Here is a 13,120-nt window from a genome sequence, read left to right as displayed (position 1 = left end):
GTCGGGTGCGGGGGCGGGGCGGCGGCTCGGTAACCTAAGCGCGCTGACACATCCTTAGAGCGGCTTTACTTCGCCGCTCCGAGGCGTCCACCCTTCCGTTCCGTACGTCCAAGGAGTTGCCTCCCCCGTGAGCCGCAGCCTTCGACGCGGCGCCCTCGCCGCCACCGCCGTCGCCTTCTCGCTCGTCTCGCTGGGCGCCTGCGCCGCCGGCCACGACGCGCCGACTCTCCAGGTCAAGCCGGACAACGCCGCCGTCACCAAGGGCGACATCCAGGTCCAGAACGCTCTGGTGATCACCCAGGAGAAGGACAAGAAGGGCCCGTCGGCGGTCTCCGCGACGGTGTTCAACAACGGCGCCAAGGAGCAGACGCTCGACGCCATCACCCTTCCGGGTGGCAAGGGCACCGTGACGCTGAAGCCCGCGGGCAGCGGCGCCAAGGTGGTCATCCCGGCCGGCGGCTCCGTCCTCCTGGGCGGCAAGGGCAACGCCTCCGCCGTGATCACGGGCGGCGACTCCGTCGTGGACGGGAACCTCCAGAAGATCGTCTTCCAGCTGAGCACCACGGGCGACGTCGAGCTGGACGCCTTCGTCGTACCGGCCACCGGCATGTACGCGGGCTACGGCCCGACCGCCGCGGCGGCCGTCCCGGGCGCCACGGCGTCGGGCAGCCCCTCCGGCTCTCCCTCGGGCGCGCCGTCCGGTTCCCCCTCGGGCTCGCCGGCGAGCAGCCCGTCCGGATCCCCCTCCGGGTCCGCGTCGGCCTCCGCGTCCGCCTCCGCCGGTCACTGAGGCGCGAAGCACCGTACTCCACGGTCAACGCTCAACGGGAACGGCCCCCGTCCGCTCGATGCGGACGGGGGCCGTTCCCGTGTTCGTTCCCGTGTTCGTTCGCCTGCTCCGGGCCGGTTTACGGCTCGAACTTGTAGCCGAGGCCTCGCACCGTGACCAGGTAGCGGGGAGCACCCGGGTCGGGCTCGATCTTGGCGCGCAGGCGCTTCACGTGGACGTCGAGGGTCTTGGTGTCGCCGACGTAGTCGGCGCCCCAGACCCGGTCGATGAGCTGCATGCGGGTCAGTACGCGGCCCGCGTTGCGCAGCAGCATCTCCAGCAGGTCGAACTCCTTGAGCGGGAGGTCCACCTTGGCTCCGGCGACGGTGACCACGTGGCGGTCGACGTCCATCCGGACGGGTCCCGCTTCCAGGGCGGCCGGGGTGACCTCTTCCGGCTCGCCGCGGCGGCGCAGGACCGCGCGGATGCGGGCGACCAGCTCCCGCGAGGAGAAGGGCTTCGTGACGTAGTCGTCGGCTCCTATCTCCAGCCCGACGACCTTGTCGATCTCGCTGTCCTTGGCGGTCACCATGATCACGGGCACGTTGGAGCGGCCGCGCAGCTGCCGGCAGACCTCCGTGCCGGGCAGGCCGGGGAGCATCAGGTCGAGGAGGACGAGGTCGGCGCCGTTGCGCTCGAACTCGTCGAGCCCGTCGGGCCCGGTCGCGGCGATCGCGACCTCGAAGCCCTCCTTGCGGAGCATGTAGGACAGGGCGTCGCTGAAGGATTCCTCATCCTCGACGACGAGCACTCGGGTCACGGAAGGACCTCCGGGGCAGGAATGGCTGGTGCGGTGTGAGGTTCGAGCTGGGGGTGGGCGGGTGCGGAGGCCGTCGCCGGGGCCGGCGCGGCTGCTTCGGGGAGTCGCAGGGTGAACGTGGAACCCTGGCCCTCCGAGCTCCATACCGACACCTCCCCGCCGTGCGAAGCCGCTACGTGCTTCACGATCGCAAGGCCCAGGCCGGTTCCTCCCGTGGCGCGGGAGCGGGCCGGGTCCACACGGTAGAAGCGTTCGAAGATGCGCTCGCGGTCCTTTTCCGGGATGCCGATGCCCTGGTCGGTCACGGCTATCTCGATCAAGTCTCCACCCGGCGCGGTCACCCGGCGCGCGGCGATGCCGACGCGGGTGCGGGCGGGGCTGTAGTTGACGGCGTTCTCGACCAGGTTTCCGAGGGCGGCCGCGAGCTGCCCCCGGTTGCCCCATACCCGCAGGTCGGCGGTGCCGCCGGCGGCCATGGTGATCTGTTTCGCGGAGGCCGTGTGGCGGCAGCGGTCGATGGCCTCGGCCACGAGCGTGTCCACGCGGACGGGCTCCGCGTCCTCCAGGGGGTCGTCGTTCTGTACCCGGGAGAGGTCGATGAGTTCTTGTACGAGGTTGATCAGGCGGGTGGCCTCGATCTGCATGCGGCCGGCGAAGCGGTGTACGGCCTCGGGGTCGTCCGAGGCGTCCATGACGGCCTCGGAGAGCAGGGAGATGGCGCCGACCGGGGTCTTGAGCTCGTGCGACACGTTCGCGACGAAGTCGCGGCGTACGGCCTCGATGCGGCGGGCCTCGGTGAGGTCCTCCACGAGGAGGAGCACCAGGCGGGAGCCGAGCGGGGCGACGCGCGCCGAGACGGCGAGCGCCTCGCCGCGGCCGGTGCCGCGCCGGGGCAGGTCGAGCTCGACCTGGCGTATCTCCCCGTCGCGGCGGGTGTCGCGGGCCATGTGGAGCATGGGCTCCACGGCGAGCTTGCCGCCGCGGACCAGGCCGAGGGCATATGCCGCCGAGCTGGCCTTGACGACCGCGTCCCCCTCGTCGAGCACGACGGCGGAGGAGCGGAGTACGGAGAGGACGGTGTCCACTCCGGGTGGGAGCACCGCGTTGATGTCGGGGCGCATGGAGCTCCGGGTGGGGCGGGCTTGGTCGCGCTCGCTCCAGCGGAACGCCAGCATCGCGATCACACCGGTGCAAAGACCGGCGATCGCTGCAGCTGCGGCGACCGCCGCGTTCACGTCCATGACTCCAGGTTAAGCAGGTGCGAGGACACTTCCACAGCCGTTCGGGTGGCACCTCGAACACTCGTCGCCCAGAGTTCACCCTGACGACCGTGCTGATTCACTTGTGATGCCGGAGTCGGTCGCGTTCGGGGTTCACCGTGGCAACGTGGGGCCGATGGCCCGCACCGGCCCGCCCCGGGCAGCAGTACGGCAGTAGTAGGCAGTAGTAGGTCGAGAGAGGGACACGAGACATGCGTGACGCGTACCACGAGGAACTGGACTCGATCGGTGAAGGCCTGGTCGAGATGGCCCGGCTGGTCGGCTCCGCCATCGGGCGGGCCACGACCTCCATGCTCGACGCCGACCTGAAGCTCGCGGAGAGCGTCATCGCCGCCGACCAGAAGGTGGACGACCTCCAGCACGACCTGGAGGCCCGTGCCATCGCGCTGCTCGCGCGCCAGCAGCCGGTCGCCACCGATCTGCGCATCGTGGTCACCTCGCTGCGCATGAGCGCCGACCTGGAGCGCTCCGGCGACCTGGCGCAGCACGTGGCCAAGCTCGCCCGGCTCCGCTTCCCGGACACGGCGGTCCCGCGGGACCTGCACGCGACCATCCTGGAGATGGGGCAGCTCGCGCAGCGGCTGATGGCGAAGGCGGCCGAGGTCATCATCACGAAGGACGTCGACCTGGCGCTCCAGCTGGAGCAGGACGACGACGAGATGGACCAGCTGCACCGCACGCTGTTCCAGCACCTGATGGACGACCGCTGGAAGCACGGCATCGAGACGGCGGTCGACGTGACCCTGCTGGGCCGCTACTACGAGCGCTTCGCGGACCACGCGGTGTCGGTCGCCAAGCGCGTGGTCTACCTGGTGACGGGCGAGCACGCGGACGAGCTCCAGGCGCCCACGCAGGTCGAGGGCGCCTGACCCGGAGGGCAGCCGCAAGCCGGACCGGCAAGGGCTGGATCAACAACGAGCCCCCAATGCGCCGTTGACGCGGGGGTCCGGCTGGGCATGAATGAGGGCGAAGGCCAAACGCCTACGAGGAGGATCCATGCCCGATTCCCCCGTCCCCATCACCCCGGAGCAGGAAGCGCAGCCCCCGGAGGGCCTGCGCCTGAGCTTGCCCCTGCTCGCGGCCTGCGGCTGCGGCTCGGGCTGCGGCTGCGGCTGCCAGTCCGGCGCCCCCTGCCAGTGCGGCGGCTGAGGCCGCCCGCCCGGCCACCCGTACGCGAAGGGCCCCGACCGACATCCCGTCGGGCGGGGCCCTTCGCATCGGCCCCATCGAGAAGGAGACGGAGACGACCGTGCGCCACGGCCGCCCCAGCCAGGAACAGTTGCGGCGCAACTTCGAGAGCGTCCTGACGGCCGTGCTGTCGGGGCGCGGCGTCCGCACCGAGACAGGGCTCGACACCCCGACGGAGAACGCCCTGTGGGCCATCGCACGCGCCCGCCCGAACGCCCCGGACGCGCTCGTGGCCGCGGCGTACCGCGCCTTCGCGGGCCAGATCGACGGCAGCAACGCGGCCGCGGGGCGCGCGGAGATGGACCGCAAGATCGCCGAACGTGCGACGCGACCCCGCCCGCCGGGCCCGCCGGCGGACCGGCGGCCGCTCCCCCGCCCCGCACCGTGACGGCCGCCGGACACGGTGCCGCAACGCTTCAGCCTCCCCTGCCGCGGCAACGCCGCCGCCTGCGTCCGAATGCCTGCTCCGAAGTGCCCGGCCCTCCCGTCCTGCTTAGCGTCGTCATGCCGTGCCGCGCAGCCCGCGGCACCCGAAGTGACTGGGAGAACCGCCGTGGCAATCGCGATGAACCTTGCGTGGCCCGAGCTCACACCCGAGCTGTACGACGCCGCCCGTGCCCGCGTGGGCTGGGAGGAGGACGTTCCGGACGGGCTGGTGCTGCACACCAGCTGGTTCGCCGACGACGGTTTCCACGCACACGACATCTGGGAGTCGCAGGACCAGTTCACCCGATTCATCGCCGACCGGATCACACCCGTGATCAAGGGGGAACTGGGCGTCCAGGGCGACCCTCAGGTGGCCATCTCCCCCCTGCACAGGCGCTTCGTCGTCCCCGGCGTGACCGGCGGCGCCTGAGCCGGGCAACGAGAAGCCCCCCGTCCGCCGAGGACCGGCAGGCTGGGGGGCTTCCCGGAGACCGGGCTCGGTCGGGTGCTCGGCGACCGGTCAGCGGGCCAGTACGCCGGACAAGGGGCCGGTCGTGACCTGCGCGTCGGTCGAACACGAAAGCCCCCGGTCCGCGCGGTGTTCGCGGGCCGGGGGCATGATCGCTTCGGCTACTTCTTCTTGCCCTGGTTCTTGACGGCCTCGATGGCGGCCGCGGCGGCGTCCGGGTCGAGGTAGGTGCCGCCCGGGTTGAGGGGCTTGAAGTCGGCGTCCAGCTCGTAGGAGAGCGGGATGCCGGTCGGGATGTTCAGGCCCGCGATGTCGGCGTCGGAGACCCCGTCGAGGTGCTTGACCAGCGCGCGCAGGGAGTTGCCGTGCGCGGCGACCAGGACGGTGTGGCCGTCCAGCAGGTCCGGGACGATCGAGTCGTACCAGTACGGGAGCATGCGGACGACGACGTCCTTGAGGCACTCGGTACGCGGGCGCAGCTCCGGCGGGATGGAGGCGTAGCGCGGGTCCCCGGACTGCGAGAACTCCGTACCGTCTTCGAGCGCCGGCGGCGGGGTGTCGTACGAGCGGCGCCACAGCATGAACTGCTCCTCGCCGAACTCGGCGAGGGTCTGGGCCTTGTCCTTGCCCTGGAGGGCGCCGTAGTGGCGCTCGTTGAGGCGCCAGGAGCGGTGGACCGGGATCCAGTGGCGATCGGCGGCCTCCAGCGCCATCTGCGCGGTGCGGATCGCGCGCTTCTGGAGGGACGTGTGAACCACGTCGGGGAGAAGTCCGGCGTCCTTCAGGAGTTCGCCACCGCGGACTGCCTCCTTCTCGCCCTTCTCGTTGAGATTGACGTCCACCCAGCCGGTGAACAGGTTCTTCGCGTTCCATTCGCTCTCGCCGTGGCGGAGGAGGATCAGCTTGTACGGTGCGTCGGCCATGCGTACGAGCCTAATGGACGCGCCCGTCCGCTCGCGCGCGATGTGTACGGCACGTGGACGGTCCCCGATTGACGGCAGCCGTCAATCCAGTGGCTCTGGAGGGCCCCGGTCCGTAGGGTCCGAACGAGTAGAGGGACGCTTACATCTCCGGGGGGATTCCATATGTCCGTTGCCAGTGTGAGGCGGGCCGCCCGCGAGAGCGTGGCCGGGCTGCCCCGGGAGTTCTGGTGGCTCTGGACGAGCACACTGGTCAACAGGCTCGGGGCCTTCGTCGCCACGTTCATGACCTTGTACCTGACCCTGGAACGGGGCTATTCGGCCTCCTTCGTGGGACTTGTGGTGGCCTTGCACGGGCTCGGCGGTGTGGTGTCCTCGCTCGTCGCCGGCGTGCTCACCGACCGGCTGGGCCGGCGGCCCACGCTGATGGCGGCGCAGACGTCGACCGCGTTCTCGGTGGCGCTGCTCGGGTTCATGGAGCATCCGGCGGCGATCGCCGCGGTGGCACTGCTGGTCGGCATGACGTCCAACGCCTCGCGGCCCGCGGTGCAGGCGATGATGGCGGACATCGTCCGCCCGGAGGACCGGGTACGGGCCTTCGCGCTGAACTACTGGGCCATCAACCTCGGCTTCGCCGTCAGCGCGACCGTGGCGGGCTTCGTCGCGGAGTACAGCTACCTGGCCGGGTTCCTCGGCGAGGCGGCCCTGACGCTGGTCTGCGCGGTGCTCGTCTACCTCAAGCTCCCGGAGTCCCGGCCGGAGAAGACGGCGGCGGAGAAGGCGGCCGCCGAGCCGGAGATCGGCCTGGGGACGGTGCTGCGCGACGGGCGGTTCATGGGGGTGGTCGGGCTGTCGTTCCTGATCTCGCTGATCTTCATGCAGGGCTCGTTCGGGCTGCCGCTGGCGATGGGCGCGGCCGGGTTCTCCACGGCGGACTACGGCCTGGTCATCGGCGTGAACGGCGTGCTGATCGTGGTGCTGCAGATCCCCGTCACCCGGTTCATCGAGCACCGCGATCCGCAGAAGCTGCTGGTCATCTCGGCGCTGCTGGCCGGGTACGGGTTCGGGCTGACGGCCTTCGGCAGCTCGGTGTGGAGCCTGGCGCTGACCGTCTGCGTGTGGACGCTGGCCGAGATCATCAACTCCCCGACCCAGATGGGCCTGGTCGCGCGGCTCTCCCCGACGCACGGGCGCGGCCGCTACCAGGGCATGTACACGCTGTCGTGGGCGATGGCCTCGCTGATCGCGCCGCTGATGGCCGGCTTCGCGATCGAGCACTTCGGCGCGGCCTGGCTGTGGGGCGCGACGGCGGCCCTGGGGACCATCGCCGCGGCGGGCTACTGGCTGCTGATGAGGGGGCTTTCGCAGGCCGAGGCGAGCCCGGCGGAGGCGGTCGTGCAGCCGCCCGTGGAGGCGGTCGTGGAGGTCGCCGCTCCGGCGAAGGCGACCGATCCGGTGGCTCCGGCCGCCTGACCCCTACCCCTGCCCCTACTGCGGCTTCGCCGCCGCCCCCGACGGCTGCGTCAGGTTCTTGAAGGCGTCCAGGTTGCGCGTGGACTCGCCCCGCGAGACCCGCCACTCGTACTCCCGCCGGATCGCGCTCGCGAAGCCCAGCTCCAGCAGGGTGTTGAAGGCCCCGTCCGCCGCCTCCAGGACCGTGCCGAGCAGCCGGTCCAGGTCGTCGGGGGTGATCACCGACAGGGGGAGGCGGGCCGTCAGGTAGACGTCGCCGAGCGCGTCGACCGCGTAGGCCATGCCGTAGAGCTTGAGGTTGCGCTCCAGCAGCCACCGGTGGACGCCGGCCTCGTTCTCGTCCGGGTGGCGGATCACGAAGGCGTTGACCGACAGGGAGTGCTTCCCGGCCTTGAGCGCGCAGGTGGTGCTCAGCTTGCGGGTGCCGGGGAGCTGGACCACGTACGAGCCCGGTGCGGGGCTCTCCCAGCTCAGTTCCGCGCCGGTCAGCGTCGCTTCGATGATCTCGCGGATGTCAGCGTCAGCCATGGTGGGAGCGTACGTGACGGCGGTGATCGTGCATCGCCCCCGTGTACACGTCGGCCGTACCGCTCGCGGCGGTGTCCCAGCCGAAGAACTGCGCGTGCCGCGCCGCCGCCGCGCCCATCCGTTCCGCGAGCCCCGGCTCGTCCACGAAGCGCCTGAGCTGACGGGCGTAGTCCACCGGATCGTGGCCGGGTACGAGGATCCCCGTCACCCCGTCGTTGACGGCGACCGGCAGCCCGCCGACGGCCGCGGCCAGCACCGGCGTGCCGGTGGCCTGCGCCTCTATGGCGACCAGCCCGAAGGACTCGTTGTACGAGGGCATGACCAGCACGGACGCCGCCCGGAACCAGTCCGCGAGGGCGTCCTGCGCCACCGGCGGGTGGAAGTGCACGAGGTCCGCGATGCCGAGCGTCGCGGCGAGCTTCTGCAGCCCCTCCGGCTTCGCGAGCCCGCTGCCGCTCGGCCCGCCGACGACGGGCACGAACAGCCGGGCCCGCAGCGCCGGCTCCCGGTCCACCAGCTCCGCGACGGCCCGCAGCAGGATGTCGGGGGCCTTCAGCGGCTGGATGCGGCCCGCGAAGAGCGGGATGACGGCGTCCTGCGGCAGCCCGAGGCGGGCCCGGGCGGCGGCGCGGCCGTCGGCGACGGTGAAGCGTTCGAGGTTCACGCCGGGGTGGACGACGGCGACCTTGCCGGGGTCGGCCGCGTAGTGGCGGACGAGTTCGTCGGCTTCCTCGGCGGTGTTCGCGATGAGCCGGTCGGCGGCGTCGACGATCTGCGTCTCGCCGATGACGCGGGCGGCGGGCTCGGGGGTGTCGCCCTCGGCGAGCGCCGCGTTCTTGACCTTGGCCATGGTGTGCATGGCGTGCACGAGCGGGACGCCCCAGCGCTCGGCGGCGAGCCAGCCGACGTGGCCGGAGAGCCAGTAGTGGGAGTGGACCAGGTCGTAATAGCCGGGGCGGTGGCGGGCCCAGGCCTGCATGACGCCGTGGGTGAAGGCGCACAGCTGGGCCGGCAGCTCTTCCTTGGCGAGGCCCTCGTACGGTCCCGCGTCCACGTGCCGTACGAGGACTCCGGGCGCGAGCTCGACCACGGGCGGCAGGCCGCCGGTGGTGGCCCGGGTGAAGATCTCGACCTCGATGTTGATCGCCGCGAGGCGCCGGGCCAGCTCGACGATGTAGACGTTCATGCCGCCGGCGTCGCCGGTGCCGGGCTGGTGCAGCGGTGAGGTGTGCACGCTGAGCATGGCCACGCGGCGCGGCTTGCGGTGGCCGCCGACGGCGGCGGGCAGGCGCAGCCGGGGCGGCTCGTGCCGGGTCGCGGAACGGGCCGCGGCGAACCGGCCGCCGATGCTGCCGCCGATGCGGGACACGTACTGGCTCAAGGGAGCAGTTCCTCTCGCTCGGACGGCATGACGCGGAGAGCGCTGTCGGCGCTCTTCTAGGAGTGCAACCCGGACGGCCGTCCCCCGCATTCCGGGACGGGCGGTTTTCCTGCTCCCGTGCCGGATTTTTATCGCGCGGGAACCCTCCGCTTACTCTCTGCACATGGCCTCCCGCTCCACCCCTCCCCCTCGTCGCCCGGTCGGCACGGTGACCCGCGGGACGACGAACCCGAACCGCCTGCGCCGCATGGACCGCTGGATCGCGGCGACGCACGGGGCGGCGCTGCGGCGCGCGGACGACCCGGTCGCGGTGGACCTCGGCTACGGGGCCGCGCCCTGGACCGCGGTGGAGCTGCTGGCCCGGCTGCGGGAGGCGGCCCCGCGGGTGCGGGTGGTCGGCATCGAGATCGAGCCGGCCCGGGTCGCGGGCGCGAAGCCGTACGAGCGGGAGGGCCTGAGCTTTCGGCACGGGGGCTTCGAGGTGCCGCTGGAGGGCGGGGTGCGGCCGGCGCTGATCCGGGCGGCGAACGTACTGCGCCAGTACGACGAGGAGCAGGTCGAGGCGGTGTGGGAGCGGTTGTGTGCCCGACTGGCTCCCGACGGGCTGCTGGTGGAGGGGACCTGCGACGAGATCGGGCGGCGGCACGTGTGGGTCGCGCTGGGGCCCGAAGGCGCGCGCACGGTGACCTTCGCGACCCGGCTGGGCTCCCTGGAGCGCCCTTCGGACCTGGCGGAGCGGCTGCCGAAGGCGCTGATCCACCGCAACGTGCCGGGCGAGCCGGTGCACGCGTTCCTGCGCGACTTCGACCGGGCCTGGGCGGCGGCGGCCCCGTACGCCTCCTACGGGGCGCGGCAGCGCTGGATCCGGACGGCGCGGGCCCTGGCCGGGGACTGGCCGCTGGCGGACGGGCCGGTGCGGTGGCGTCAGGGGGAACTGACGGTGCGGTGGGAAGCGTTGAGGCCTTCGGGGTGACGCCGAGCGCCGGGGCCAGGGGGGCTGCCGGTGCTGGGGGCCGTTCGGGACGCATCGGATGGATATCCACAAGGGTGTTGGAATTCACCGACTCGTGGCACCATCCCGAAGGCAATCACAAGTTACTGACGATTAATCAATCCGGTGTCTGGGGGGACCATGAGGAAACGACGACGGGGTTCGATCGCCCTCACTCTGCTCTGCGCGATGGCGCTGCTGTCCGCGCCCGGCGCACTCGCCGGCACCGCGTTCGCGGCGCCGGAGCCCCCGCCGGGCAAGTCCCTGGAGAAGGTCCGCAAGGAAATAGAGGGCCTCTACCGCGAGGCCGGCACCGCCACGGACGCCTTCAACCTCGCGGAGAGCGAGGCCAAGGCGCAGTCCGACAGGATCGTGGAGATCGCCAACCTGGTCCTCGCCGGGCAGAACCGCATCACGGCCCTGAAGAGCCGCGCGGGCGCCGCGGCCCGCGCCCAGTACCGCGCGGGCGGCCTGCCGCCCGGCGTGCGCCTCGCCCTGAGCGACGACCCGACCCAGTTCCTCGACGGCCACGACCGGCTGCGCCAGGGCGAAAAGGCCACCTCGGACCTGATCTCCGAACTCAACGGGACCCAGACCGACTTGGAGCAGTACGCGAAGGACGCGAGCACGCACTGGGAGACCCTGGAAGCCAACCGGGTCAAGCAGGAGGCCGCGAAGAAGCAGGTCGAGGACAAGATCAAGGCGGCGGAGGACCTCGAGAGCAAGCTGGAGGCCGAGCAGAAGGCCCGGCTGCTGCAGTTGGAGGCGGAAGCCCAGAGCAAGGCGCAGACCGACTGGCTTTCCACGGGCGCGATGACCGGCTCCACGGGCGCGGCGGCCACCGACGCCGGCAAGCGCGCGGTGCAGTTCGCGACCGCCCAGATAGGGAAGCCGTACGTGTGGGGCGCCGAGGGACCCGGTTCGTACGACTGCTCCGGGCTGACCTCGCAGGCCTGGCTCGCGGCGGGCAAGGGCATCCCGCGCACCTCGCAGGAGCAGCTGCGGCTGCCGAAGGTCGCGATCAAGGACATGCGGCCGGGCGACCTGATCATCTACTTCGACGACGCGAGCCACGTCGGGATGTACGTCGGCGGCGGCGCGATGGTCCACGCCCCCCGTCCCGGCCGCGACGTCACCATGGCGGGCGCGGGCTCCATGCCGATCAAGGCCGTGGTCCGGCCGGACGCGTAACGGCCGGAGGCGTATCGGCCGGAGGCGTAACGGCCTGAGGCGTAACGCCGGGCGGCACGCCTCCGGCGGAGCGCGGAGAGATGCCCCGATGGGATGTCCCAGTCGGATGTCACAGTCGGATGCCCCAGTCAGCTGTCTCGGCGGGATGTCTCGGTATGTCTCGGTGGGATGTCTCGGTGGGCGGGACGCCGTACCCCCGTTCCGTGACGTTGGTCATTCGTCGACGCGGACTTTCCCACCCGATAACGGCATATGCCGGAGCCCCGCACCGGACCCGCCATTCCGCTTCCCTCGTCCCGCGGCTAGGGTCGCCGGACGAGCGAACCCCCGAGGGGGCGGGAAGGAACCGGAGAATGCCCGTACCCGTACCGCGGCAGAGGGACATCCCGGCCACCGAGAGCGGCCCGGGCGGCGCGTCATCGCTCACCCTGCTGGTGATCGAGGACGACCCCGCCGGCGGCCTCACCGTCCCCGAGATCCTCGACGCCGACGGCCACCGCATCCGGCTGCGCAGCGCCCGCAACCTCACGGAGGCGGCCCGGCTGCTCACCCCCGACGTGAACTGCGTCCTGCTCGACCTCGCGCTCCCGCACGGCGGCGCGGGCCCCGGCTCCGGCGACGCCGCCGATCCCTTCGGCGCGCTGCGCCAGGTGCTCCGCATCGCCCCGCGGCACGCCGTCCTCGTGCTCACCTCCGAGCAGGACGCGGAGCGCGCCGCGGAGGCCGTACAGGTGGGGGCCCAGGACTTCCTGTTCCGCGACGAGCTCGACGGGCGGCTGCTCAGCCGGGCCATCCGCTACGCGGTGGAGAGAAAGCGGGCGGACATCGCCCAGTACAAGCTCGCAGAATCGAAACTGCGGGCCCAGGAGAACGCCCGGCTGGAACGCGGACTGCTCCCGCACCCGCTCCTGGAGGGTTCCGACCTCCGCTTCGCCGCCCGCTACCGTCCCGGCCGCAGCCGCGCGCTCCTCGGCGGGGACTTCTACGACACCGTCCGTACCCCCGACGGCACCGTCCACGCGATGATCGGCGACGTCTGCGGCCACGGCCCGGACGAGGCCGCCCTCGGCGTCGAGCTGCGCATCGCCTGGCGGGCGCTGACCCTGGCCGGCCTGTGCGGCGACGACCTGCTCGCCACCCTCCAGGAGGTCCTCGAAGTCGAGCGGCCCTGCGAGGAGATCTTCGCGACGCTCTGCACGGTGGACATCGCCCCGGACGGCCGGCGCGCGGGCCTGTGCCTCGCCGGCCATCCGGCGCCGCTGATCTCCCGGCCGGGCCGCCCCGCGCGCCTGCTCCCGTACGAGAACAGCGGCCCGGCGCTCGGCCTGCTGCCCCGGGCCCGCTGGCCGCGCCGCCAGGTGGAGCTGGGCGGCACGTGGAGCCTGATGCTCTACACCGACGGCCTGATCGAGGGAAAGATCGGTCAGGGCAAGGAGCGGCTCGGGCAGGACGGCATGGTCGAGATGATCAACCGGCACCTGGCCGACGGGCTGAGCGGCGAGGGCCTGCTCGAAGCCTCCGTGACCGAAGCCCGCCGCCTCAACGGCGGGGAGCTGACGGACGACGTCGCCGTCGTCCTGCTCTCCCGCGCCGAGGGCTGACGGGCCCGGACCGCGGACCACGGACCACGGACCGCGGACCGCGGACCGCCCGCAGCCACCCGGCGGCGGTCCTACGCCCTACG

The 13,120-nt window shown here is 72.0% G+C and carries 14 protein-coding genes; 9 read left to right on the top strand and 5 right to left on the bottom strand.

Annotated features, from left to right (window positions below; all coding sequences use genetic code 11):
* Positions 1 to 127: 127 nt before the first annotated feature.
* Positions 128 to 790, top strand: coding sequence for a DUF461 domain-containing protein (locus ACIQV3_RS29290; RefSeq protein ID WP_403717060.1), 663 nt, complete (start codon positions 128 to 130; stop codon positions 788 to 790).
* A gap of 118 nt (positions 791 to 908) precedes the next feature.
* Here ACIQV3_RS29290 and ACIQV3_RS29285 read toward each other — a convergent pair whose 3' ends face one another.
* Both ACIQV3_RS29285 and ACIQV3_RS29280 read right to left on the bottom strand, forming a co-directional pair.
* On the bottom strand, positions 909 to 1,589 hold the full coding sequence (locus ACIQV3_RS29285) for a response regulator transcription factor (protein WP_007265514.1): 681 nt from the start codon (positions 1,587 to 1,589) through the stop codon (positions 909 to 911).
* Positions 1,586 to 2,830, bottom strand: coding sequence for a cell wall metabolism sensor histidine kinase WalK (locus tag ACIQV3_RS29280; RefSeq protein ID WP_274548321.1), 1,245 nt, complete (start codon positions 2,828 to 2,830; stop codon positions 1,586 to 1,588). Before ACIQV3_RS29280 ends, ACIQV3_RS29285 begins: the two co-directional genes overlap by 4 nt.
* A gap of 230 nt (positions 2,831 to 3,060) precedes the next feature.
* On the opposite strand from ACIQV3_RS29280, the gene phoU reads away from it, so the two are divergent.
* The 4 genes from phoU (at position 3,061) to ACIQV3_RS29260 (ending at position 4,913) form a co-directional block, all read left to right on the top strand.
* A complete protein-coding gene (phoU, locus tag ACIQV3_RS29275) occupies positions 3,061 to 3,738 on the top strand; it encodes a phosphate signaling complex protein PhoU (protein ID WP_365924909.1) in 678 nt (225 codons plus the stop codon).
* Between the two features lie 127 nt (positions 3,739 to 3,865).
* Complete coding sequence (locus ACIQV3_RS29270; protein WP_254386622.1) at positions 3,866 to 4,018, top strand: hypothetical protein; 153 nt, start codon at positions 3,866 to 3,868, stop codon at positions 4,016 to 4,018.
* Positions 4,019 to 4,118: 100 nt separating this feature from the next.
* Positions 4,119 to 4,445: a hypothetical protein gene (locus ACIQV3_RS29265; protein WP_403717056.1), complete on the top strand. Its 327-nt coding sequence runs from the start codon at positions 4,119 to 4,121 to the stop codon at positions 4,443 to 4,445.
* Between the two features lie 165 nt (positions 4,446 to 4,610).
* The gene (locus ACIQV3_RS29260; RefSeq protein WP_403717054.1) at positions 4,611 to 4,913 is read left to right on the top strand and encodes a hypothetical protein; all 303 of its coding nucleotides are present in this window, start codon (positions 4,611 to 4,613) and stop codon (positions 4,911 to 4,913) included.
* Between the two features lie 200 nt (positions 4,914 to 5,113).
* Here ACIQV3_RS29260 and ACIQV3_RS29255 read toward each other — a convergent pair whose 3' ends face one another.
* Positions 5,114 to 5,875, bottom strand: a complete 762-nt coding sequence (locus ACIQV3_RS29255) for a phosphoglyceromutase (RefSeq protein WP_403717052.1) — start codon at positions 5,873 to 5,875, stop codon at positions 5,114 to 5,116.
* A 162-nt stretch (positions 5,876 to 6,037) separates the two neighbouring features.
* On the opposite strand from ACIQV3_RS29255, the gene ACIQV3_RS29250 reads away from it, so the two are divergent.
* Positions 6,038 to 7,345, top strand: coding sequence for an MDR family MFS transporter (locus tag ACIQV3_RS29250; protein WP_403717050.1), 1,308 nt, complete (start codon positions 6,038 to 6,040; stop codon positions 7,343 to 7,345).
* A gap of 15 nt (positions 7,346 to 7,360) precedes the next feature.
* Here the strand turns inward: ACIQV3_RS29250 and ACIQV3_RS29245 are convergent, their stop codons facing one another.
* Both ACIQV3_RS29245 and mshA read right to left on the bottom strand, forming a co-directional pair.
* A complete protein-coding gene (locus ACIQV3_RS29245; RefSeq protein WP_403717047.1) occupies positions 7,361 to 7,873 on the bottom strand; it encodes a YbjN domain-containing protein in 513 nt (170 codons plus the stop codon).
* On the bottom strand, positions 7,866 to 9,254 hold the full coding sequence (mshA, locus tag ACIQV3_RS29240; protein ID WP_403717045.1) for a D-inositol-3-phosphate glycosyltransferase: 1,389 nt from the start codon (positions 9,252 to 9,254) through the stop codon (positions 7,866 to 7,868). Before mshA ends, ACIQV3_RS29245 begins: the two co-directional genes overlap by 8 nt.
* A 163-nt stretch (positions 9,255 to 9,417) precedes the next feature.
* Between mshA and ACIQV3_RS29235 the strand changes: the two genes are divergently transcribed.
* From ACIQV3_RS29235 to ACIQV3_RS29225, 3 genes are all read left to right on the top strand, one after another.
* Positions 9,418 to 10,227 carry a class I SAM-dependent methyltransferase gene (locus tag ACIQV3_RS29235; RefSeq protein ID WP_403717043.1) on the top strand — a complete coding sequence of 270 codons (810 nt, stop codon included), beginning with the start codon at positions 9,418 to 9,420 and terminating at the stop codon, positions 10,225 to 10,227.
* Between the two features lie 159 nt (positions 10,228 to 10,386).
* Positions 10,387 to 11,436 carry an NlpC/P60 family protein gene (locus ACIQV3_RS29230; RefSeq protein WP_403717041.1) on the top strand — a complete coding sequence of 350 codons (1,050 nt, stop codon included), beginning with the start codon at positions 10,387 to 10,389 and terminating at the stop codon, positions 11,434 to 11,436.
* A gap of 353 nt (positions 11,437 to 11,789) precedes the next feature.
* Positions 11,790 to 13,037, top strand: a complete 1,248-nt coding sequence (locus tag ACIQV3_RS29225) for a PP2C family protein-serine/threonine phosphatase (RefSeq protein WP_403717038.1) — start codon at positions 11,790 to 11,792, stop codon at positions 13,035 to 13,037.
* The last annotated feature ends 83 nt before the right edge of the window (positions 13,038 to 13,120 follow it).

The organism is Streptomyces sp. NPDC099050 (genome assembly GCF_044759865.1).
GTDB lineage: Bacteria > Actinomycetota > Actinomycetes > Streptomycetales > Streptomycetaceae > Streptomyces.
This window is presented reverse-complemented; position numbering and strand designations above follow the sequence as displayed.

Coding starts and splice junctions, on each gene's coding strand:
- ACIQV3_RS29230 (WP_403717041.1), top strand. CDS start 10,387: ATGAGGAAACGACGACGGGGTTCGATCGCCCTCACTCTGCTCTGCGCG.
- ACIQV3_RS29245 (WP_403717047.1), bottom strand. CDS start 7,873: ATGGCTGACGCTGACATCCGCGAGATCATCGAAGCGACGCTGACCGGC.
- ACIQV3_RS29255 (WP_403717052.1), bottom strand. CDS start 5,875: ATGGCCGACGCACCGTACAAGCTGATCCTCCTCCGCCACGGCGAGAGC.
- ACIQV3_RS29250 (WP_403717050.1), top strand. CDS start 6,038: ATGTCCGTTGCCAGTGTGAGGCGGGCCGCCCGCGAGAGCGTGGCCGGG.
- ACIQV3_RS29235 (WP_403717043.1), top strand. CDS start 9,418: ATGGCCTCCCGCTCCACCCCTCCCCCTCGTCGCCCGGTCGGCACGGTG.
- ACIQV3_RS29280 (WP_274548321.1), bottom strand. CDS start 2,830: ATGGACGTGAACGCGGCGGTCGCCGCAGCTGCAGCGATCGCCGGTCTT.
- ACIQV3_RS29225 (WP_403717038.1), top strand. CDS start 11,790: ATGCCCGTACCCGTACCGCGGCAGAGGGACATCCCGGCCACCGAGAGC.
- ACIQV3_RS29270 (WP_254386622.1), top strand. CDS start 3,866: ATGCCCGATTCCCCCGTCCCCATCACCCCGGAGCAGGAAGCGCAGCCC.
- phoU (WP_365924909.1), top strand. CDS start 3,061: ATGCGTGACGCGTACCACGAGGAACTGGACTCGATCGGTGAAGGCCTG.